Raw genomic sequence first — 21418 nt, forward strand, 5'->3', positions numbered from 1 at the left:
ATGGGCAACATCAAACAAGACGCCATGCCGGTGATCCGCGATCTGCGTGATTTCGACCACCGCTCCGGCAACCGCCTGGAACGCCTGGTGTTCAACTTCCGTCCGCTGTTCATGCTGCTGATGGCCCTGGCCACCGTGGTGCTCGGCTACATGGCGGCGACACGCCTGGAGCTGCGTCCCAGCTTCGAAAAGATGATTCCGCAGAGCCAGCCGTACATCCAGAACTTCCTGGAAAACCGCGCTTCGCTGCGCGGGTTGGGCAACTCGGTGCGGGTGGTGGTGGAGAACACCCAGGGCGATATTTTCGATCCCGAATACCTCGACGTACTCAAGCAGGTCAACGACCAACTGTTCCTCACCGAAGGCGTCGACCGCGCCTGGATGAAGTCGCTGTGGAGTCCGGCAGTGCGCTGGACCGAAGTCACCGAGGACGGTTTCCAGGGTGGCCCGGTGATGCCCGACACCTATTCAGGGCAGCCTGAGCAGATCGAACAGCTGCGCCAGAACATTTCCCGCGCCGGCATTGTCGGCAGCCTGGTGGCCAGCGACTTCAAGTCGACCATGCTGGTCGTGCCGCTGCTGGACAAAGCCGCCGCCGGTGGCCAGCGCATCAACTACCACGCGTTCTCGCAGATGCTCGAAGAGCAGTTGCGCGACAAGATCGAATACGCCGGCGACAGCGCTGCGCGTAAGTCCGGGGTAGAAGGCACCGGCCATTACAAGGTGCGGGTGATCGGCTTCGCCAAACTCATGGGCGACCTGATCGACGGCCTGATCCAGGTGATGATGTTCTTCGGTCTGGCGGTCGTCACTTCACTGGCCATCATCTACGCCTACACCCGTTGCGTGCGCAGCACCTTGCTGGTGGTCGGCTGCTCGCTGGTCGCGGTGGTCTGGCAGCTGGGCATCGTCGCCTGGCTCGGCTACGCCATCGATCCGTATTCGGTGCTGGTGCCGTTTTTGATCTTCGCCATCGGCGTGTCCCACGCCGCGCAGAAGATGAACGGCATCATGCAGGACATCGCCCGTGGCACCCACAAGCTGATCGCCGCGCGCTACACCTTCCGCCGTCTGTTCATCGCCGGCGTCACCGCATTGCTGGCTGATGCCGTGGGCTTTGCGGTGCTGATGCTGATCGACATCCCGGTGATCCAGGACCTGGCGATCACCGCCAGCATCGGTGTCGCGGTGCTGATCTTCACTTCGCTGTTGCTGATGCCGGTGGCACTGTCTTACGTCGGAGTTGGCGCCAAGGCCGCCGAGCGCGCGTTGAAAATCGACACCCGCGCCGAAAAGCACAAAGGCTTCGGCCGGTTGTGGGACGCGCTCGATCGCTTCACCACCGCCAAGTGGGCCACAGGCGCTGTGCTGGTCGCGGTGCTGATGGGCATTGGCGGTTACGTGGTCAGCCTCAACCTGAAGATCGGCGACCTGGAAAGCGGTGCGCCGGAGTTGCGCGCCGACTCTCGCTACAACCGTGACAACGCCTACATCACCCAGCATTACGCGCTGTCCAGCGACCTGTTCGCGGTGATGATCAAGACCGCGCCGGAAGGCTGCCTGAACTACAAGACCCTGGTGCTCGCCGACCGCCTGGCCTGGGAACTGCAACAGTATCCGGGCGTTCAGGCCACGGCTTCGCTGGTCAACGCGGTACGGCAGATCACCGCCGGCACCTACGAAGGCAACCCCAAGCTCAACAGCATCCAGCGCAACCAGGACGTGCTCAACTACGCCGCGCAGCAAGCTTCGGTCAACTCCCCGGAGCTGTTCAACACCGAGTGCTCGCTGATGCCGGTGATCGCTTTCCTCAAGGATCACAAGGCCGAGACCCTGGATGCCGTGGTGGCGATTGCCGATAAGTTCGCCAAGGAAAACAGCACGGAGGATCGCCAGTTCCTGCTCGCCGCCGGCAGCGCCGGGATCGAGGCCGCGACCAACATCGTGGTGCGCGAAGCCAATCACACCATGCTGCTGTACGTGTACGCGGCGGTGACGCTGTTCTGCCTGATCACCTTCCGCAGCTGGCGGGCCACGCTGGTGGCGCTGTTGCCCCTGGTGCTGACCTCGATCCTCTGTGAGGCCCTGATGGTGGCCATGGGCATCGGCGTGAAAGTCGCGACCTTGCCAGTGATCGCCCTCGGCGTCGGCATCGGCGTGGACTACGCCCTGTACCTGCTCAGCGTGCAACTGCACTTCCAGCGCCAGGGCTTGCCGTTGTCCCAGGCCTACCGCAACGCCGTGTCCTTTACCGGCCGGGTGGTCGGGCTGGTGGGTATCACCCTCGCCGCCGGCGTGGTGTGCTGGGTCTGGTCGCCGATCAAGTTCCAGGCCGACATGGGCATCCTGCTGACCTTCATGTTCCTGTGGAACATGCTCGGTGCGCTGATCCTGATTCCGGCCCTGTCGTATTTCCTGCTGCGCGAACGGGCCCCTCAGCCGGGTTCCGCTACCGCCGCCGAGAACACTGAATCCACTGAACGTCCGGGCATGCCCCATGCCCTGACCACTTCCGAGTAAGCCAAGATGTCTGAATACAAAGCTCCCCTGCGCGACATGCGCTTCGTACTCAACGAGGTTTTCCAGGTGTCCCGGCTCTGGGCCAGTTTGCCCGGCCTGGCTGACGTGATCGATGAAGAAACCGCCGCTGCCATCCTCGAAGAGGCCGGCAAGATCACTGGCGAAGTCATCGCACCCTTGAACCGCGCCACTGACGAACAGGGCTGTACCTGGAGCAATGGTTCGGTCACCGCGCCAGAGGGTTTTGCCGGGGCCTATCAAGCCTTCGCCGAGGGCGGTTGGGTCGGTGTCGGCGGTGATCCGCAGTACGGCGGCATGGGCATGCCCAAGGCGATTTCGGCGCAGGTCGAAGAGATGGTCAACTCGGCCAGCCTGTCGTTCGGCCTGTACCCGATGCTGACCGCCGGTGCCTGCCTGTCGATCAAGGCCCACGCCAGCGAAGAGCTCAAGCAACGCTATCTGCCAAACATGTACGCCGGCACCTGGACCGGTTCGATGTGCCTGACCGAAGCCCATGCCGGCACCGACCTGGGCCTGATTCGCACCAAGGCCGAACCCCAGGCCGATGGCAGTTACAAGGTCAGCGGCAGCAAGATCTTCATCACCGGCGGCGACCACGACCTGACCGAGAACATCATCCATCTGGTACTGGCGCGCCTGCCGGATGCACCGGCGGGGCCGAAGGGCATCTCGCTGTTCCTGGTGCCCAAGGTGCTGGTCAACGCCGACGGTTCGCTGGGTGAAAACAATACGCTGTCGTGTGGCTCCATCGAACACAAGATGGGCATCAAGGCCTCCGCCACCTGCGTGATGAACTTCGATGGCGCCACCGGCTGGATCGTCGACGCGCCGAACAAAGGCCTGGCGGCGATGTTCACCATGATGAACTACGAGCGTCTGGGTGTGGGCATCCAGGGCCTGGCCCAGGGCGAGCGTTCCTACCAGAACGCCGTCGCCTACGCCCGCGACCGTCTGCAAAGCCGTGCGCCGACCGGTGCGCAGAACAAGGACAAGGCCGCCGACCCGATCATCGTGCACCCGGACGTGCGCCGCATGCTGTTGACCATGAAAGCCTTGAACGAAGGCGGCCGTGCGTTCTCCAGCTACGTCGCGTTGCAACTGGACACGGCCAGGTACAGCGAAGACGAAGTCACGCGCAATCGCGCGCAGGAGTTGGTGGCACTGCTGACCCCGGTGGCCAAGGCATTCCTGACCGACATGGGCCTGGAAACCACCTTGCACGGTCAGATGGTCTTCGGCGGCCACGGCTACATCCGCGAGTGGGGCCAGGAGCAACTGGTGCGCGACGTGCGCATCACCCAGATCTACGAAGGCACCAACGGCATCCAGTCCCTGGACCTGGCCGGGCGCAAGATCGTCGGCAGCGGCGGGGCGCTCTACCGCTTGTTCGCCTCGGAGATCCGCAACTTTACCGCTAACGCCGCTGCGGAGCTCGACGAGTTCACCAAGCCGCTGAATGCTGCCGTGGACACCCTCGACGAGCTGACCGCGTGGCTGCTGGACCGGGCCCAGGGCAACCCGAATGAAATCGGCGCGGCCTCGGTCGAGTACCTGCACGTGTTTGGCTACACCGCCTACGCCTACATGTGGGCGCGCATGGCCAAGGCCGTCATCAGCGGGGATGCCGAAGACGACTTCTACACCAGCAAACTGGCCACCGCGCGTTTCTACTTCGCCCGGTTGCTGCCGCGTATCCACTCGTTGAGCGCATCGGTCAAGGCCGGTAGTGACTGCCTCTACGAGCTGAAAGCCGATCAGTTCTGATCGAAGGACAAGGAACTCCAACCATGCTGAAAACAAAAATAATTCCGCCTGCCGACGGCGCTTATGCCTATCCCTTGCTGATCAAGCAATTGCTGCTGTCCGGCGTGCGTTACGAGCCGGGCCGGGAAATCGTCTACGCCGACAAACTGCGCTACAGCTACCAGACGCTGAACCAGCGCATTCGGCGCCTGGCCAATGCGCTGACGGCGGCCGGGGTCAAGGCCGGTGACACCGTGGCCCTGCTTGACTGGGACAGCCACCGCTACCTGGAATGCTTCTTCGCCGTTCCGATGATCGGCGCGGTGCTGCACACGGTGAACATTCGCCTGTCGCCGGAGCAGGTGCTGTTCACCATGAACCACGCCGAGGATGACCTGGTGCTGGTGCATGACGACTTCCTGCCCCTGGTCGAACAGATCCACGGGCGGCTGGAAACGGTAAAAGGCTACCTGCAGCTCACCGATGACGAGGCGACCGCGACCTCGCTGCCGGTGCTCGGTGAGTACGAGCAGTTGCTGTCCCTGGCCCCGGACCAGTACGACTTCCCCGATTTCGACGAGAACTCGGTCGCCACGCTGTTCTACACCACCGGCACCACCGGCGACCCGAAAGGCGTGTACTTCAGCCACCGGCAACTGGTGCTGCACACCCTGAATGCCGTCGGCACCCTGGGCGTCTATCAGGGCCAGCCGCTGCTGCGTTCCGACGATGTGTACATGCCGATCACGCCGATGTTCCACGTACATGCGTGGGGCGTGCCGTATGTCGCGACCCTGATGGGCATCAAGCAGGTCTACCCTGGCCGCTACGAACCCAACAGCCTGGTCAAGCTGTACCGCGAAGAGAAGGTGACCTTCTCCCACTGCGTGCCGACCATCCTGCAGATGATCCTCAACTGCGAGGAAGGCAAGGCGACCCGTTTCGACGGCTGGAAAATGCTCCTCGGCGGCAGTGCGCTGACGCTTGGCATCGCCAGTGAAGCCAGCGCCAAAGGCATGGTGGTGCACGCCGGCTACGGCATGTCGGAAACCTGCCCGTTGTTGTGCCTGACCTACCTGCGCGACGAAGACCTTCAGCTATCCGCCGAAGCCCAGTTGCCGATCCGCATCAAGACCGGCACACCGGTGCCGCTGGTCGACCTGAAGATCATCGACGCCGAGGGCAACGACGTGGCCCATGACGGCGAGTCCCTGGGCGAGATCGTGGTGCGCGCGCCGTGGCTGACCCAGGGCTATCTGAAGGCCCCGGACAAAGGCGCGGAGCTGTGGCACAACGGCTGGCTGCACACCGGCGACATGGCCTCGATCGACAAACAGGGCGGCGTGGAAATCAAGGACCGCATCAAGGACGTGATCAAGACCGGCGGCGAGTGGATCAGCTCCCTGGAACTGGAAAGCCTGATCAGCGAACACCCGGGCGTCATGTCCGTCGCGGTGGTGGGCATCGTCGATGAGCAGTGGGGCGAACGGCCCATGGCCATGGTGGTGTGCGAGCCGGGGCAATACCTCGACCGCAAGATCCTCGAGACGCACCTGCAGGCCTTCGTCGACGGCGGCCGCATCAACAAATGGGCGATCCCCAAGCAGTTCAAGTTCGTCGCCGAAATCCCCAAGACCAGCGTCGGCAAGATCAACAAGAAGCTGATCCGGGAAAGCGAAGCGAACTGAGGGATAAACCTGGCACTGTTGTTGTGGGAGCGAGCTTGCTCGCGATGGACTGGAGAGCGCTGCGTTTAACCAGGAAGCCCGCGTAATCGTTAACGACCATCGCGAGCGAGCTCGCTCCTACAGGAATCCACCGGCGCCGGGCGGTTTTTGGATAGTCCAGAGGGCGTCATCTTTGTCATAGTCCTGGCTAGAGATGATGCCCCGTTGGTCGCAGTTTTCAGCGCTTGTGCCAAGCTGAACGGGGTATTGAACCGCTGTGCATCAGTCAAACCCCAGGAAGCCCACGACATGAACCTCACCCGAGCATCAAACGTCCGCCACGAGTTCTACAAGGCCGTCTGGTTCTACTTCAAAGTGGTGTGGCCGATCTTCTCGATACTGCTGCTGGTGATCATTGCGTTCGGCCTCATCATCGCCCACCTGGAAGGGTGGAGCCCGTATGACGGCGTCTACTTCGCCTTCGTGACCGGCCTGACCATCGGCTACGGAGAACTGGTACCCAAACTGGGCGTGTCACGGGTGCTGGCGATCCTGCTGGGTTTCAATGGGGTACTGATGACGGCGACGTTTGCGGCGATCAGTGTCCGGGCGATTGAAGTGACGGTGACAGCGTCACGGAAGGATGTGTAGGAGCGAGCTTGCTCGCGATGGTCGTCAACGATAACGCGTAAATCCTGGATAAACGCGGTGTCCTTGAGTTTTTCGCGAGCAAGCTCGCTCCTACAGGGGTTCAGCCAGCAGGTTGAACCTAAGCCCCCCAACCCGCCCCACTCACCGCCGCCTGCACCAGCGGGTGCAGGTCCGCCCCTTTATGCTCCGTCTGCCAGGCCAGCAATTCCTTGCGCATGCTCGGCGCCCAGTACATCTGCAGATGATTGCGCACGCTGAGCACCGCCTGTTGCTGGTCCGGCTGGCTGGCGAAGTACTGGGCGATCTGGTTGGCCATCTTGATCAGGTTGTCAGTACTCATCGGCGTACCTCGGCTTTATCACCACGGGCGTGGCGGCGATCCTTGAGCAAACGGTCCTGTTCTTCGCTGAACTCCTGGAAGCGCTTTTGCCACTCCGAAGGGTGATAAACGCGGCTGACTTCCACAGCCGTGACCTTGTACTCCGGACAGTTGGTGGCCCAGTCGGAGTTGTCGGTGGTGATCACGTTGGCCCCCGATTCCGGGAAGTGGAAGGTGGTGTACACCACGCCCGGGGCGACCCGTTCGGTGATCCGCGCACGCAGCACGGTCTGGCCGGCGCGGCTGCCGATGCCGACCCAGTCACCTTCGTTGATGCCACGGCTCTCGGCGTCGGTCGGGTGGATTTCCAGGCGGTCTTCGTCGTGCCAGGCGACGTTCTCGGTGCGCCGGGTCTGGGCGCCGACGTTGTACTGGCTGAGGATGCGCCCGGTGGTCAGCAGCAGCGGATAACGAGTGTTGACCTTTTCCTCGGTGGGCACGTAGCCGGTGAGCATGAAACGCCCCTTGCCGCGCACGAATTCCTCGATGTGCATGGTCGGCGTGCCGTCTGGCGCCGCGGCGTTGCACGGCCATTGCAGGCTGCCGTGGCGGTCCAGTTCGGCGTAGCTGACGTTGGTGAAAGTCGGCGTCAGGCTGGCGATTTCATCCATGATTTCCGATGGGTGCTTGTAGTTCATCGGGTAACCCAGGGCATTGGCCAGGGCCACCGTGCCTTCCCAGTCGGCCTTGCCGCCCAGCGGGTCCATGACCTTGCGCACCCGGGAGATGCGTCGCTCGGCGTTGGTGAAGGTGCCGTCTTTTTCCAGGAACGAGGCGCCCGGCAGGAACACGTGGGCGAACTTGGCGGTTTCGTTGAGGAAAATATCCTGCACCACCACACACTCCATCGCCGACAGGGCTGCGGTGACGTGCTGGGTATTCGGATCGCTCTGGGCGATGTCTTCGCCCTGGCAATACAGGCCCTTGAAACTGCCGGCCAGGGCCGACTCGAACATGTTGGGAATGCGCAGGCCCGGGTCGGGTTGCAGGGTGATGTTCCACGCCTGTTCAAACTGCGCCCGCACCACCTCGTTGGAAATGTGCCGGTAGCCAGGCAACTCGTGAGGGAACGAGCCCATGTCGCAGGAACCCTGAACGTTGTTCTGCCCCCGCAACGGGTTCACGCCCACGCCTTCGCGGCCGATGTTGCCGGTAGCCATCGCGAGGTTGGCGATGCCCATGACCGCCGTGCTGCCCTGGCTGTGCTCGGTGACGCCGAGGCCGTAGTAGATCGCCGCATTGCCGCCCGTGGCATACAGACGCGCCGCAGCACGGATATCGGCAGCGGGCACACCGCAGATGGCACCCAGCACTTCCGGCGAGTTCTCCGCACGGCTGACGAACTCGCTCCAATTGGCGAAATCGCTGCCCTCGCAACGGGCGTCGACAAAGGCCTGATTGAGCAACCCTTCAGTGACGATGACATGGGCCAACGCGTTGAGCATGGCGACGTTAGTGCCCGGGCGCAGGGCCAAATGGTATTCGGCGCGGGCGTGCACCGAGTCCACCAGATCAATGCGCCGTGGATCGATGACGATCAGCCGCGCGCCTTCACGCAGGCGGCGTTTGAGCTGGGAGGCGAACACCGGGTGGGCGTCGCTGGGGTTGGCGCCCATCACCAGGATCACGTCGGCCTGCATCACCGAATCGAAACTCTGGGTACCAGCGGACTCGCCAAGGGTTTGCTTCAAGCCATAGCCGGTCGGTGAGTGGCAAACCCGCGCACAGGTGTCGACATTGTTGTTGCCGAACGCGGCGCGTACCAGCTTTTGCACCAGATAGGTTTCTTCGTTGGTGCAGCGGCTGGAGGTGATGCCACCAATGGAGTCGCGGCCGTATTTCTGCTGCAACCGACGGAATTCGCTGGCGGCGTAGGTCACCGCTTCATCCCAGCTGACTTCCTGCCACGGGTCGTTGATGTGCTGGCGGATCATCGGCTTGGTGATGCGATCCGGGTGGGTGGCGTAGCCCCAGGCAAAGCGCCCCTTGACGCAGGAGTGGCCATGGTTGGCCTGGCCGTTCTTGTCCGGAACCATGCGCACCAGCTGGTCGCCTTTCATCTCGGCGCGGAACGAGCAGCCCACGCCGCAGTAGGCACAAGTGGTGATCACGCTGCGTTCAGGCTGACCGAGTTCGACTACGCTTTTTTCCATCAGCGTCGCAGTCGGGCAGGCTTGCACACAGGCGCCGCAGGACACGCATTCCGAGTCGAGGAAGTTATCCCCACCCGCAGCGGCCACCCGGGATTCGAAACCGCGCCCGGTAATGGTCAGGGCAAAGGTTCCCTGGGTCTCTTCGCAGGCGCGCACGCAGCGGTTGCAGACGATGCACTTGCTCGGGTCGTAGTCGAAATAGGGGTTGGAGGTGTCCTTCACATCCGCCAGATGGTTGTCGCCCTCATAGCCGTAACGCACCTCCCGCAGGCCGACTTGGCCGGCCACGGTTTGCAGCTCGCAGTTGCCGTTGGCCGAGCAGGTGAGGCAGTCCAGCGGGTGATCGGAAATGTACAGCTCCATGACGTTGCGGCGCAGGGTCGCGAGCTTTGGCGTCTGGGTGTGCACGCTCATGCCTTCAGTGACCGGCGTGGTGCAGGACGCCGGGTAGCCGCGCATGCCGTCGATCTCCACCAGGCACATGCGGCAGGAGCCGAAGGCTTCCAGGCTGTCGGTGGCACAGAGTTTTGGAATGGTGGTGCCCAGCAGCGCAGCGGCGCGCATCACCGAGGTGCCCTCGGGCACGCTGATGCTGCGGCCGTCGATGCTCAGGGTGACTTGCACCTCGCTCTCGCGGGCAGGAGTACCAAGGTCAATGTCTGTGTTCGGGTCGAAGAGAGTAATCATTGCTCGGCCTCCGAGGGCTGCAAGCCGAAGTCGGCGGGGAAGTGCTTGAGGGCGCTGGCGACCGGAAAGGAAACCATGCCGCCCAATGCGCACAGCGAACCGTATTGCAGGGTGTCGCACAGGTCCTTGAGGATGATCACCTGCTCATCGCGACCGCTCGCGTCCGGCGCTGCCAGCAGGCGGTCGATCACCTCGACGCCACGGGTCGAGCCGATGCGGCACGGCGTGCATTTGCCACAGGATTCCTCGGCGCAGAACTCCATCGCGAAACGCGCCATGTGGGCCATGTCCAAGGTGTCGTCCGCCACCACCACACCCCCGTGACCGAGCATCGCGCCGATGGCGGCGAAGGCTTCGTAATCCAGCGGCGTGTCGAATTGCGACGGCGGCACCCAGGCGCCGAGCGGGCCGCCCACCTGTGCAGCCTTCAGCGGCCGACCACTGGCGGTACCTCCGCCGTAGTCTTCCACCAGCTCCCGCAGCGACAGGCCAAAAGCCCGTTCCACAAGCCCACCGTGACGAATATTGCCCGCTAACTGGAAGGGCATGGTGCCCAGGGAGCGGCCCATGCCATAGTCGCGATAGAACTGCGCGCCCTTGGCCAGAATCAGCGGCACCGAGGCCAGGGTCAGCACGTTGTGCACCAGGGTCGGTTGGCCGAACAGCCCCTTCAAGGCAGGAATCGGCGGCTTGGCGCGCACGATCCCGCGCTTTCCTTCCAGAGAGTCCAGCAGCGCGGTTTCTTCACCGCAGATGTAGGCACCGGCACCGACCCGCACTTCCATATCGAAGGCCTGACCACTGCCGCCGACATTGGCGCCCAGGTAACCGTTCTCCCGGGCAATCTGCAGCGCGTTGCGCAGGGTGGCCACGGCATCCGGATATTCCGAGCGCACATAGATGTAGCCGTAAGTGGCGCCGACGCACAGGCCGGCAATGGCCATGCCTTCGATCAGCAGGAAGGGGTCGCCTTCCATCAGCATGCGGTCGGCAAATGTGCCGGAGTCGCCTTCGTCGGCGTTGCACACAATGTACTTTTGCGCCGCTTCGGTCGCACGCACCGTGCGCCATTTGATCCCGGCGGGGAAGGCCGCACCACCACGGCCACGCAGGCCCGAATCGAACACCGCAGTCGCGGTCTGCTCGCCGCCAAGGGTGACGGCCCTGTTCAAACCTTCGAAACCGCCATGGGCCCGGTAATCGTCCAGCGACAGCGGCCGGGTAATGCCGGCGCGGGCGAACAGCAGGCGTTGTTGAGTCTTCAGATAAGGCAACTCCTCCACCAGGCCCAAGGCCAGCGGATGAGCGGACGGCTCGTCTTGCAGCGCATCAAGCACCGACGGCACATCGGCAGCGGTCAGCGGCCCGAAGCCAATACGACCTTGCGGGCTGTCCACCTCCAGCAACGGTTCCAGCCAATACAGCCCGCGCGAACTGGTGCGCTGCAACTCCAGCGGCAGATTGCGTTCCTTGGCCTGAGTGATCAGGGCCGTCGAGACCTCGTCGGCACCCACAGCACGGGCCAGCGAATCACAGGGCAGATAAAGAGTCGGCATCACGCGTCCTCCCGGCAAGCGTCGAGCAACGCATCCAGACGCTCGGCACTCAGCCGCGCATGCACCCGGCCATCCAGCTCCAGAGCCGGCGAACAGGCACAGGCACCCAGGCAATACACCGGCCGCAAACTGATGCTGCCATCGGCGCTACTACCGTGGTCATCCAGTTGCAGACGCTCACGCAACTGCGCAGCCAATTGCTCGGCACCACGGCTCTTGCACGACTCGGCCCGACACAACCGCAGGATATGCCGCGCGGGCGGCGCAGTACGGAAGTCATGGTAAAAACTGATCACCCCACGAACCTCGGCCTGGCTCAGGTTCAGGGCATGGGCAATCTCGGGGACGGCGACATCGGGGATGTACCCAATGCGCTCCTGAATATCATGAAGAATGGGCAACAGCGCACCCGCAGAGCCCTTGTGGCGCTCCAGCAAACTGTTGACCACAGGCAGGTGCAACATCTCATCAGGCATTCAGCAATCCTCACGGTCACGGACAAACCAGAAGGTCGTCGGTCGTCCGAAAGTGTCGGCTGCGGCACTCACACCACGTCACGGTATCGTGGCAATTTGGCCGTTGGCCAGGGCACCCTGAGCGGGCATCTTGTTGTGCCCGGCACGATCTTCGTCGCACCTCTACTGGGCATAAAGGGCAGCTTGCCACGCCGCTATTGATCGACCTGCACCAAAGCGACGTGCTCGGTTCTGCCTACGACTATCCATTAAGTCTAGATGAGTGCCGCAAGGGGCGTTCACACACTGGCCTAATGCCCAAAGGGCTTGTCGATGGCTGATGTATAGCAAGCATTACCGGTGAGAAGAAGCATCAGAACCAAGGGCGATTCTACGGAGCAGATGCGCTGAAGTACGCCGCTACCCCTGTGGGAGCGAGCCTGCTCGCGAAAGCGCCAGCCCAACCACCATCAAAGCTGACGACGCCCCACAACCCACCTCCAATGCCTACTGCGCGGAAACGTCCTACATCCGACCGCCGAAACAGAGTCGGAAACATCTGATTCTGTTTTTTGGCAATGGCTGAATGAGTCATCGCTGATTCCGAACGGCGTAGATTTCCTGGTCCTTTAAAAACCAGACAATCCACCCTGCCAAGGAGCGGTCCCATGGCGTTTGATGCTTTTATCAAAATCGAAGGTATTCCAGGCGAAGCGCTGGACGAAAAATACCGCAACTGGATCGAAGTGAGCGGCTACAGCTTTAGCACCTATCAAAGCACTTCAGCCACCGCCAGCTCTGCCGGTGGCGCAACTGCCGGCCGGACAACGCTGAGCCATTTCACTTTTACCAAAACTCTGGACAAATCCAGCTGCAAACTGATGGAAGCCAGTTGCGCCGGTGAGCACCTGAAAGAAGTCACCCTGGTGCTGAGCCGGGCGGGTACCGACAAGCTCAAGTACTACGAGATCGTGCTCGAGGAAGTCATCATCGCCGACTACACGCAAAATGCCGCAGCCGGCATTCCAGTTGAAATCGTGCAACTGAATTACGGCCGCATTAAAACCGTGTACACCCAGCAAAAACGCAGCGATGGTGCAGGCGGCGGAAACATAGCTGGCGGCTGGGATCGCATCGGCAATAAAAGATATTCGTGAGGCACAGATGACAGAGCCTCTAGCGTTTATCAACTCCCGAACCCAGTCTTTTGAATCCCTCAAGGCCGAGCTGCGACTAACTGGCATTGCAAGAACCAAGTTTGATGCACTCAACAGCCATATCGCCAACACTGTGGTGTTGGCAGGCGAGTTAGTGATCATCGGTGATGTAACGACCTCATCCAGTACCTATCAAGAGGCGTACTTGATGACCAAAGCGAGGGACATTCACCTCGCTCTGCTGACTAATCAAGTCGACGCCGACGACTTCTTTCTCGACAACTTCGAATTGCTGCAGGGCTTACTCGACGATGGCGCTTTTGGCGCCGGGGTTGTCAGTGATGGGTGGAGCAAACACATGGCTGCGATCAAGACTACGCTAGAGGAGATCGAGCAGGCCCATGAAAACTATCTGCGCAGCGGATCTATTGCCGCCAGAGACAGGTTCTACAGCGAACGCGCCAGGTTGTTCGTCAAGCTGGAAAAACAATTGGGCAATGTAGCCGCCTACGGCTCGGGGCTTCGTTCCCAAGGTTCGATAAAACGAATGCTGGGGATTTCGACCAAGAGTTACATGAGTACTGGCGAGATTGCCGGTTATGCGCAGAAGGTTAGTGGCGTGGCCAGGGCGGCGATGCTGATCAAGCGAGGAGTCTACATTGGCACTGCGTTGGAGGTTGCCTCTGCCGGGCTGAAGATCAAGCAGGCATGTGCGTTGGGACGGGAGGATGAGTGTACGAAGGCGAAGTACGTCGAGGGTTCTTCTTTGGCGGGAAGCCTTGTTGGTGGAGCCGTTGTAGGAGCCATTGGAGGGCAGGCTACAATCTTTGGGTGTATGTTGGTGTTAGGTGTCGCAAGTGGCGGGCCTGGTGCACTCGTATGCGGCGTAGTTGGCGGTGCAGTGGGTGGGGTCGAAGGAGGGAAGATAGGCGAAATGGCAGGTGAATATATTGGCGAATTCCTCTTTGAGAAAATAGCGCAGTGAATAACGCCCACGTCGGTTTGATATTTTTAATAATACTTGGTCCGCTTTTATTTGTAGCGATATGGTTGATTTATATTGTGCAAGCTCACACCGAAAAAGCGGAAGCGTTGTTGTGTAATAGTCATTTTGTGAAAGTTAACAAGGCCGCATTTTCTGATTTCGGTGTTGTTGGGAAAGTTATGCGCAGTGGGGTTCTCACTATGGTTTTGATGATGCCGGGAATATCCGTCAGACGAGGTATCGTTAATGCTGCGGAAGTCGAAAAATTTCCCAAGGGTTTGAAACGAATGCTAGTTGTCTCATGGGGGTTATGTTGGCTATTAAGTCTTGTTTTTATTATTTTTGGGGTCTGCGTGAAGTATATTAAGTGAATTGGGCGAGTGGCAGATATATTGCTGGCTGGGAAATGGCTTATGCCGTGATTGGAGGAGACGTAGGCGGTTGGTTGTAGGTGAGATCGGCGAAAAGTTTGGAAATTCGTGTAGAGAAGCTGTTTATGAAGTCTTGCCACAATGAATAATGATGCGCTGGCGATCATCGTAATATCGATACTTTTTCTTGGGGAATACAGTAATCGTGCACCCTTCAAAACACCTATTTTGCAGAATGCAAAGCTTAAAATTAATCTGAAGGTAAATCGCGTAGGGTATGAAAAATATGTAAATTATGAAGAGGCGGATAAAGGCTTGGCTTTCTCGGGTCAAGCGGAAATGGAATTAGCTTCTTTTATGTTTGATCCTTGCACATTGATCCCACTTTTTCAGGATATGTTGCTCCAGCAAACAAATATTATAGAGTTGATTGAGCAGCATGGGGAAAGTCTGGCGACCTCAGACGAATTAAGCGTAATAAATTATCTAACTGGGAATGAGTATAGTCGAGTCTGGATGACCACGGTCGAGGGTGAATTCGAAGATTATCCTGCCTTTCCATTTTTTAGAGTCGAGTTGGGTGGGGTTGTCTATGATAGTTCCGGAATGGGGATGGGGGAACTATCATTATTTTATTTTTGGTGGTTAGTAAGGTATATGGAGAATGTTGAAGGGGGTAAGGTTCTTTTTGTTGAGGAGCCAGAAAGTTTTCTGCCTCCTGCGAGTCAAGAAAGATTGACAAATATTTTAGCAAAGGTTGTTGCTGGGTTAGGTATTACTTTGATGTTGGCGACACATTCGGAGCATATCCTAAAGAGAATACCTTCTAGTCGAGTGCATTTGATTTTGAGGACTGATGAGGGGATTAAAAGTTTTTCCATTGTGGATGGTATGGCATCTCATCTTGAGAGTTTGGGGTTGGTTTCTCCCAAAATAGGAATGCTATTTTTGGAAGATGTTGGGGGTATTTTGTTTGCTAAGGCTTTGTTTAATAGTTCAACGGAATTTTCTATAAATAGCTTTTATTATCATAAGTCCGGTTCTGATGGACATGTTTCTACCGATTTGAGTCGATTAGCATTTCCTCATAAAGGATTTAAATTTGTAGGGTTGTATGACGGTGACTGCCGTGGTAATAAAGCAGCTTTAAATAAAGGAGGGGAATATTTTTTTCTACCTACTAACCTGGCTCCGGATGAACTTATGGCGGCTTACTTTAAGTCAAAGCCGACGGCATTCCTTGCTGCTAAGCTTATGGTTTCCGAAGTGAAAGTTAGTCAGGCAAAGGCCTTTGCAGCGGGTTCGGATTTTCACGACTATTTCCATAACGTGAATCGGGTGTTTGGGTGGGATTTCAATAGGCTGTTTTCCGTTGTGTGTGAAATGTGGATTGATGAGCACCCACAGGAGCTTGAGGATTTTTTAATCGAGGCAAAAATTGCTATTTTTGGACGGTGAGAAGATTGGAGCTTTTTATGTAAATATTTAGATGAGCTTGATGTATAAATTTTGGTGGGTGGAGCACTAAAAGTAGGTGTAAGGAGGTGGATATATTTCGGGTAATAAATAAATCTGCCCCCTCCATTCTGCTGTATTTTTAGAGGGCAAAAATCGGTAATTTGTTATTTTTCTTTGATTCTAGTTAAATTAGGAACTGGAGTGCCTTCCTTTTCGGTTAGTTATTTTAAGGGGTTGAATTGTATCTTCCTCATGTCGCAGTTATGGTTGATTAAAGTGTTTGGCGATTGGTTTCAGAACTAACTTATCTAAGCTCGCAGTGGAAAAAAGCACTGGTAAAAGAGGGGGCAGATTAAAAAAGCTATAATAGCGCCCTGCGGCGGCCCACTATCAGGGAGCTCCAAGCCGCCCGCCTCATTCACTGAATGTCTTTCAAATAATCCTTAAGCGCAACAAGCGGCCCATCAAGTCCCTCCATCGCCCGAATCCCGGCAAACTCCCCCACCAACCTCCCCAACTCCCGCCCCAACGGCTTATCCACACCCCCAACAGCCTCCAACGCCAACCCCACACACTCACCCACCTTCACCTGGATCCCCTCAACATCCCCCCGCCGCACCAGCAACTCAAACACATCCCGCTGGTAATCACCCATCACCAAATCATCCCGCAAAATCGGGCTCTGACCTTCCGATTCATAAGCCAGTTTGAGGGAGAAGAGGGCGACGGTTTCCAGGTGCAATTCCATGGGGGGAATCCTTGTGAAATGTTCTTCCGGCGAGGAGGGCAGAAGAGAGGCAAGATCAAAAGATCGCAGCCTTCGGCAGCTCCTACAGGTTGGTGCGTTGTCGGGGCGTTTGTCGGTGGGGGGCTGGCCACTTTATCGCGGGCGAAAAAAAAGGCCTTGCTAAGCAAGACCTTTCTTAATTTTGGTGCCCCGAGGGAGACTCGAACTCCCACTCCTTTCGAAAACGGATTTTGAATCCGCCGCGTCTACCAATTCCGCCATCAGGGCTCAATGGCGGCGAAGTATAGAGATGAGATAACCGCTGGTCAATCAGGTACATGGAGAATTTTTGATAATTCCGCTAGACTTCCCGGCCCTGCTAGACGAACCCCATCATGCGCGTTGCTGACTTTACTTTCGAGCTCCCTGATTCGCTGATTGCCCGCCATCCTTTGGCCGAGCGTCGCAATAGTCGTCTGTTGACCCTGGATGGGGTCAGCGGCGCCCTGGCACACCGTCAATTCACTGATTTGCTGGAGCATTTGCGCCCCGGCGATTTGATGGTGTTCAACAATACCCGGGTGATTCCGGCGCGGCTGTTTGGCCAGAAGGCTTCCGGCGGCAAGCTGGAAATCCTGGTGGAGCGGGTGCTCGACAGTCATCGCGTGCTGGCCCATGTGCGTTCCAGCAAGTCGCCCAAGCCTGGGTCGAAGATCCTGATCGACGGCGGTGGCGAGGCCGAGATGCTGGCGCGTCACGATGCGTTGTTCGAGCTGGGGTTTGCCGAGGAGGTGTTGCCGCTGCTCGACCGCGTCGGGCACATGCCGTTGCCTCCTTATATAGACCGCCCGGATGAAGGCGCCGACCGCGAGCGTTACCAGACTGTCTACGCCGAGCGTTTGGGCGCGGTGGCGGCGCCGACGGCGGGGCTGCATTTCGATCAGGTGCTGATGGAGGCGATTGCCGCCAAGGGCGTCGAGACGGCGTTCGTGACCTTGCACGTCGGCGCGGGTACGTTCCAGCCGGTGCGGGTCGAGAAGATCGAAGACCATCACATGCACAGCGAATGGCTGGAAGTCGGCCAGGACGTGGTCGATGCCGTTGCCGCCTGTCGCGCTCGCGGTGGTCGCGTGGTGGCCGTGGGGACCACCAGCGTGCGCTCGCTGGAAAGTGCTGCCCGCGATGGCGTGCTCAAGCCGTTCAGCGGCGATACAGATATTTTCATTTACCCTGGCCGGCCGTTTCATGTGGTCGATGCCCTGGTCACCAATTTCCATTTGCCCGAATCCACGCTGTTGATGCTGGTTTCGGCGTTTGCCGGTTATCCGGAAACCATGGCTGCCTACAAAGCCGCGGTCGACAACGGTTACCGCTTTTTCAGCTACGGTGATGCGATGTTCATCACCCGTAATCCCGCTCCAAGCGGCCCAGAGGAAACAGTATGAGTCGCACCTGTCGTATGTCTTTCGAGCTGCTGGCCACTGATGGCAAGGCTCGTCGCGGTCGTTTGACCTTCCCGCGCGGTACCGTCGAGACCCCGGCCTTCATGCCGGTGGGCACCTACGGCACGGTCAAGGGCATGCTGCCACGGGATATCGAGGCGACTGGCGCTGAAATCATTCTGGGCAACACTTTCCACCTGTGGCTGCGCCCGGGCACGGAAGTGATCAAGAAGCACGGCGACCTGCACGATTTCATGCAGTGGAAAGGCCCGATCCTGACTGACTCCGGCGGTTTCCAGGTGTTCAGCCTGGGCGCCATGCGCAAGATCAAGGAGGAGGGCGTGACCTTCGCTTCCCCGGTCGACGGCGCCAAGGTGTTCATGGGTCCGGAAGAGTCGATGCAGGTCCAGCGTGACCTGGGCTCCGACATCGTGATGATTTTCGACGAATGCACGCCGTACCCGGCTGATGAAGATGTCGCGCGTATTTCCATGGAATTGTCCCTGCGTTGGGCCAAGCGTTCGAAAGAAGCCCATGGCGACAACACGGCGGCGCTGTTCGGCATCGTTCAGGGCGGCATGCACCAGGACCTGCGCATGCGCTCCCTGGAAGGCCTGGACAAGATCGGCTTCGATGGCCTGGCCATTGGCGGCCTGTCGGTGGGCGAGCCCAAGCACGAGATGATCAAGGTGCTGGATTACCTGCCAGGCATGATGCCGGCTGACAAACCTCGTTACCTTATGGGCGTTGGCAAACCGGAAGACTTGGTTGAGGGTGTGCGCCGCGGTGTGGACATGTTCGATTGCGTGATGCCAACCCGTAATGCCCGCAATGGGCATCTGTTCATCGATACCGGCGTGCTGAAGATCCGAAACGCGTTCCATCGCCATGATGATTCGCCGCTCGATCCGACCTGCGATTGCTATACCTGCCAGAACTTCTCCCGCGCTTATCTGCATCACCTGGACAAGTGCGGCGAAATGCTGGGAAGCATGCTCAATACCATCCATAACTTGCGTCATTATCAAGTGCTTATGGCTGGTTTGCGCGAGGCTATTCAACAGGGTACATTGGCCGCCTTTGTCGATGCCTTCTATGCCAAACGCGGGTTACCTGTTCCGCCTTTGGACTGAGTTTCCTGACCCCAAGATTCAACATTTGCAACTGGAGTGCTAAATGAGCTTTTTTATCTCTAATGCCATGGCAGACGCTGCAGCCCCTGCGGCAGCCCCTATGGGCGGCGGTTTCGAGTGGATTTTCCTGGTCGGCTTCCTGGTCATCTTCTACCTGATGATCTGGCGTCCACAGGCCAAGCGCGCCAAAGAGCAGAAAAACCTGCTGAGCAGCCTGCAGAAAGGCGACGAAGTTGTGACCACCGGCGGCATCGCCGGCAAGATCACTAAAGTGGCCGACGATTTCGTCGTTCTGGAAGTTTCCGACACCGTCGAAATGAAATTCCAGAAAGGCGCCATCGCCGCGACGCTGCCAAAAGGCACGCTCAAAGCGATCTAAGTTTCAACTTCATTTTCAATCGACGGGGCGCGCAAGGCGCCCCGCGTCATAAACGGGCGGCGTGATGCTGAACAAATATCCTCTGTGGAAATACATTCTGATCCTGGCGGTGCTGGCGGTCGGTCTGATTTATTCCGCTCCCAATCTTTATCCTGATGACCCGGCCATTCAGGTCAGCGGTGCAAGCACTGCGCTGCAGGTCAATCAGGCTGATCTGGATCGCGTGAGCGCTGCGCTCAAGGAATCCGGGATCAACGTCAAGGCTGCCACGCTGGCAGAGGGCGGCAAGGGCGGTCTGATTCGCCTGACCAAGGCTGAAGACCAGCTGCCGGCCAAGGACGTTGTACGCAAGGCGTTGGGTGATGACTACGTCGTTGCATTGAACCTGGCACAAACCACCCCGCAATGGCTGCGCAACCTCGCTGCGCACCCGATGAAGCTGGGCCTGGACTTGTCCGGTGGTGTGCACTTCCTGCTGGAAGTGGACATGGACAAAGCCCTCGATGCACGTCTGAAAGTCTACGAAGGCGATGTAAAGAGCCTGCTGCGTAAAGAAAAGCTGCGCTATCGCAGCCTGCCGCAACTCAATGGTGCCATCCAGCTGGGCTTCGCTGATGAAGACAGCCGTGAACAGGCTCGTGTGCTGATCCGCAAGAACTTCAACGATTTCGACATTGTTCCGGCCGACCTCAATGGTCAACCGGTGCTGCGTCTGGCGATGACCCCGGCCAAGCTGGCGGAAATCCGCGAATACTCCATCAAGCAGAACTTGACCACGGTACGTAACCGCGTCAACGAGCTGGGTGTTGCCGAACCGATCGTCCAGCGCCAGGGCGCCAACCGCATCGTGGTTGAGCTGCCGGGCGTGCAGGACACCGCCGAAGCCAAGCGTATCCTCGGCAAGACGGCCAACCTCGAGTTCCGTCTGGCTGCTGAGCCGGGTGCTTCGAAAGCCACTTCCGAATCCTTCGAGTTCCGTGAAGGCGGCCGTCCTCCTGCGCTGATCGAGCGCGGCCTGATCATCACCGGTGACCAGGTGACTGACGCCAAGGCCGGCTTCGACGAGCACGGCAGGCCAGAAGTGAATATCCGTCTGGATGGCCATGGCGGCGAGCTGATGAGCCGTGCGACCCGTTCGAACGTTGGTCGCAGCATGGCGGTGATCTTCATCGAGCAGCGTCCGGTCACCACTTACACCAAGCAAGTGGTCAACGGCGTCGAGAAAGACGTGCCGGTCCAGAGCTTCAAGGAAGAGAAGAAGATCATCAGCCTGGCGACCATCCAGTCGCCGCTGGGTGCCCAGTTCCGTATTACCGGCCTGAACGGCCAGGGCGAGTCGTCCGAGCTGGCGCTGCTGCTGCGTGCCGGTGGTCTGGCTGCACCGATGTACTTTGCTGAAGAACGCACCATTGGTCCAAGCCTGGGTGCCGACAACATCACCAAGGGTATCGATGCGTCGCTGTGGGGCATGCTGTTCGTCTCGCTGTTCATCATGGCCATCTACCGCTTCTTCGGCCTCATCGCCACCGTCGCTCTGGCGGTGAACATGGTGATGCTGCTGGCGCTGATGTCGCTGCTGGGTGCAACGCTGACCCTGCCGGGCATCGCCGGTATCGTATTGACCATGGGTATGGCGGTCGACGCCAACGTGCTGATCTTCTCGCGGATCCGTGAAGAGATCGCCGCCGGCATGACCGTGCAGCGCGCAATCAACGAAGGCTTCGGCCGGGCTTTCACCGCGATTCTCGACGCCAACCTGACCACCTTGCTGGTCGGCGGCATCCTCTTTGCCATGGGCACCGGCCCGGTCAAGGGCTTCGCAGTGACCATGTCCCTCGGGATCTTTACCTCGATGTTCACGGCCATCATGGTGACCCGCGCGATGGTCAACCTGATCTTCGGCGGTCGTGACTTCAAGAAGTTGTGGATTTAAG

The 21418-nt window shown here is 59.0% G+C and carries 17 protein-coding genes and 1 tRNA gene; 12 read left to right on the top strand and 6 right to left on the bottom strand.

The genetic code is table 11. The features are described 5' to 3' along the window. From KW838_RS11620 to KW838_RS11635, 4 genes are all read left to right on the top strand, one after another. Entirely contained in the window at window positions 1–2520 is a 2520-nt protein-coding gene (locus tag KW838_RS11620; RefSeq protein ID WP_218501139.1) for an RND family transporter, read from the top strand. Between the two features lie 6 nt (window positions 2521–2526). Continuing rightward, window positions 2527–4305: an acyl-CoA dehydrogenase C-terminal domain-containing protein gene (locus KW838_RS11625; RefSeq protein ID WP_218501140.1), complete on the top strand. Its 1779-nt coding sequence runs from the start codon at window positions 2527–2529 to the stop codon at window positions 4303–4305. Window positions 4306–4328: 23 nt separating this feature from the next. Further along, entirely contained in the window at window positions 4329–5972 is a 1644-nt protein-coding gene (locus KW838_RS11630) for a fatty acid--CoA ligase (protein WP_218501141.1), read from the top strand. Between the two features lie 288 nt (window positions 5973–6260). Then, entirely contained in the window at window positions 6261–6602 is a 342-nt protein-coding gene (locus KW838_RS11635; protein WP_218501142.1) for a potassium channel family protein, read from the top strand. A gap of 118 nt (window positions 6603–6720) precedes the next feature. Here the strand turns inward: KW838_RS11635 and KW838_RS11640 are convergent, their stop codons facing one another. Genes KW838_RS11640 through KW838_RS11655 form a run of 4 tightly spaced genes read right to left on the bottom strand, consistent with a single transcriptional unit; the run spans window position 6721 to window position 11853 of the window. Beyond that, window positions 6721–6942 (bottom strand): formate dehydrogenase subunit delta, encoded by a 222-nt coding sequence (locus KW838_RS11640; protein WP_095965789.1) that lies wholly within the window; start codon window positions 6940–6942, stop codon window positions 6721–6723. After that, complete coding sequence (gene fdhF, locus KW838_RS11645) at window positions 6939–9821, bottom strand: formate dehydrogenase subunit alpha (protein WP_218501143.1); 2883 nt, start codon at window positions 9819–9821, stop codon at window positions 6939–6941. The genes KW838_RS11640 and fdhF overlap by 4 nt, the downstream gene beginning before the upstream one ends. Beyond that, on the bottom strand, window positions 9818–11377 hold the full coding sequence (locus tag KW838_RS11650) for an NADH-quinone oxidoreductase subunit NuoF (RefSeq protein ID WP_218501144.1): 1560 nt from the start codon (window positions 11375–11377) through the stop codon (window positions 9818–9820). The genes fdhF and KW838_RS11650 overlap by 4 nt, the downstream gene beginning before the upstream one ends. Next, window positions 11377–11853, bottom strand: a complete 477-nt coding sequence (locus KW838_RS11655; protein WP_007982711.1) for a formate dehydrogenase subunit gamma — start codon at window positions 11851–11853, stop codon at window positions 11377–11379. Before KW838_RS11655 ends, KW838_RS11650 begins: the two co-directional genes overlap by 1 nt. Before the next feature lie 647 nt (window positions 11854–12500). Here KW838_RS11655 and KW838_RS11660 point away from each other — a divergent pair. From KW838_RS11660 to KW838_RS11675, 4 genes are all read left to right on the top strand, one after another. Continuing rightward, window positions 12501–12989 carry a type VI secretion system tube protein Hcp gene (locus KW838_RS11660; protein WP_218501145.1) on the top strand — a complete coding sequence of 163 codons (489 nt, stop codon included), beginning with the start codon at window positions 12501–12503 and terminating at the stop codon, window positions 12987–12989. 7 nt (window positions 12990–12996) lie between these two features. Beyond that, a complete protein-coding gene (locus tag KW838_RS11665; protein WP_218501146.1) occupies window positions 12997–13974 on the top strand; it encodes a hypothetical protein in 978 nt (325 codons plus the stop codon). Then, entirely contained in the window at window positions 13971–14345 is a 375-nt protein-coding gene (locus KW838_RS11670; RefSeq protein ID WP_218501147.1) for a hypothetical protein, read from the top strand. The genes KW838_RS11665 and KW838_RS11670 overlap by 4 nt, the downstream gene beginning before the upstream one ends. A gap of 141 nt (window positions 14346–14486) precedes the next feature. Next, entirely contained in the window at window positions 14487–15803 is a 1317-nt protein-coding gene (locus KW838_RS11675) for an AAA family ATPase (RefSeq protein ID WP_218501148.1), read from the top strand. A 418-nt stretch (window positions 15804–16221) separates the two neighbouring features. On the opposite strand, the gene KW838_RS11680 is transcribed toward KW838_RS11675, so the two are convergent. After that, complete coding sequence (locus tag KW838_RS11680) at window positions 16222–16551, bottom strand: hypothetical protein (RefSeq protein WP_218501149.1); 330 nt, start codon at window positions 16549–16551, stop codon at window positions 16222–16224. Window positions 16552–16733: 182 nt separating this feature from the next. Next, window positions 16734–16818 (bottom strand) — tRNA-Leu (locus KW838_RS11685). A gap of 107 nt (window positions 16819–16925) precedes the next feature. On the opposite strand from KW838_RS11685, the gene queA reads away from it, so the two are divergent. The 4 genes from queA (at window position 16926) to secD (ending at window position 21417) form a co-directional block, all read left to right on the top strand. Next, window positions 16926–17975, top strand: a complete 1050-nt coding sequence (gene queA / locus KW838_RS11690; protein WP_007982725.1) for a tRNA preQ1(34) S-adenosylmethionine ribosyltransferase-isomerase QueA — start codon at window positions 16926–16928, stop codon at window positions 17973–17975. 14 nt (window positions 17976–17989) lie between these two features. Further along, entirely contained in the window at window positions 17990–19105 is a 1116-nt protein-coding gene (tgt, locus tag KW838_RS11695; protein WP_162130301.1) for a tRNA guanosine(34) transglycosylase Tgt, read from the top strand. Window positions 19106–19148: 43 nt separating this feature from the next. Continuing rightward, the gene (gene yajC, locus KW838_RS11700; RefSeq protein WP_007956696.1) at window positions 19149–19484 is read left to right on the top strand and encodes a preprotein translocase subunit YajC; all 336 of its coding nucleotides are present in this window, start codon (window positions 19149–19151) and stop codon (window positions 19482–19484) included. A gap of 64 nt (window positions 19485–19548) precedes the next feature. After that, on the top strand, window positions 19549–21417 hold the full coding sequence (gene secD / locus KW838_RS11705) for a protein translocase subunit SecD (RefSeq protein ID WP_102702728.1): 1869 nt from the start codon (window positions 19549–19551) through the stop codon (window positions 21415–21417). Window position 21418: the final 1 nt, after the last annotated feature.

Origin of the sequence: Pseudomonas sp. PDM27, assembly GCF_019219205.1 — a bacterium.
Lineage (GTDB): Bacteria > Pseudomonadota > Gammaproteobacteria > Pseudomonadales > Pseudomonadaceae > Aquipseudomonas > Aquipseudomonas laurylsulfatiphila.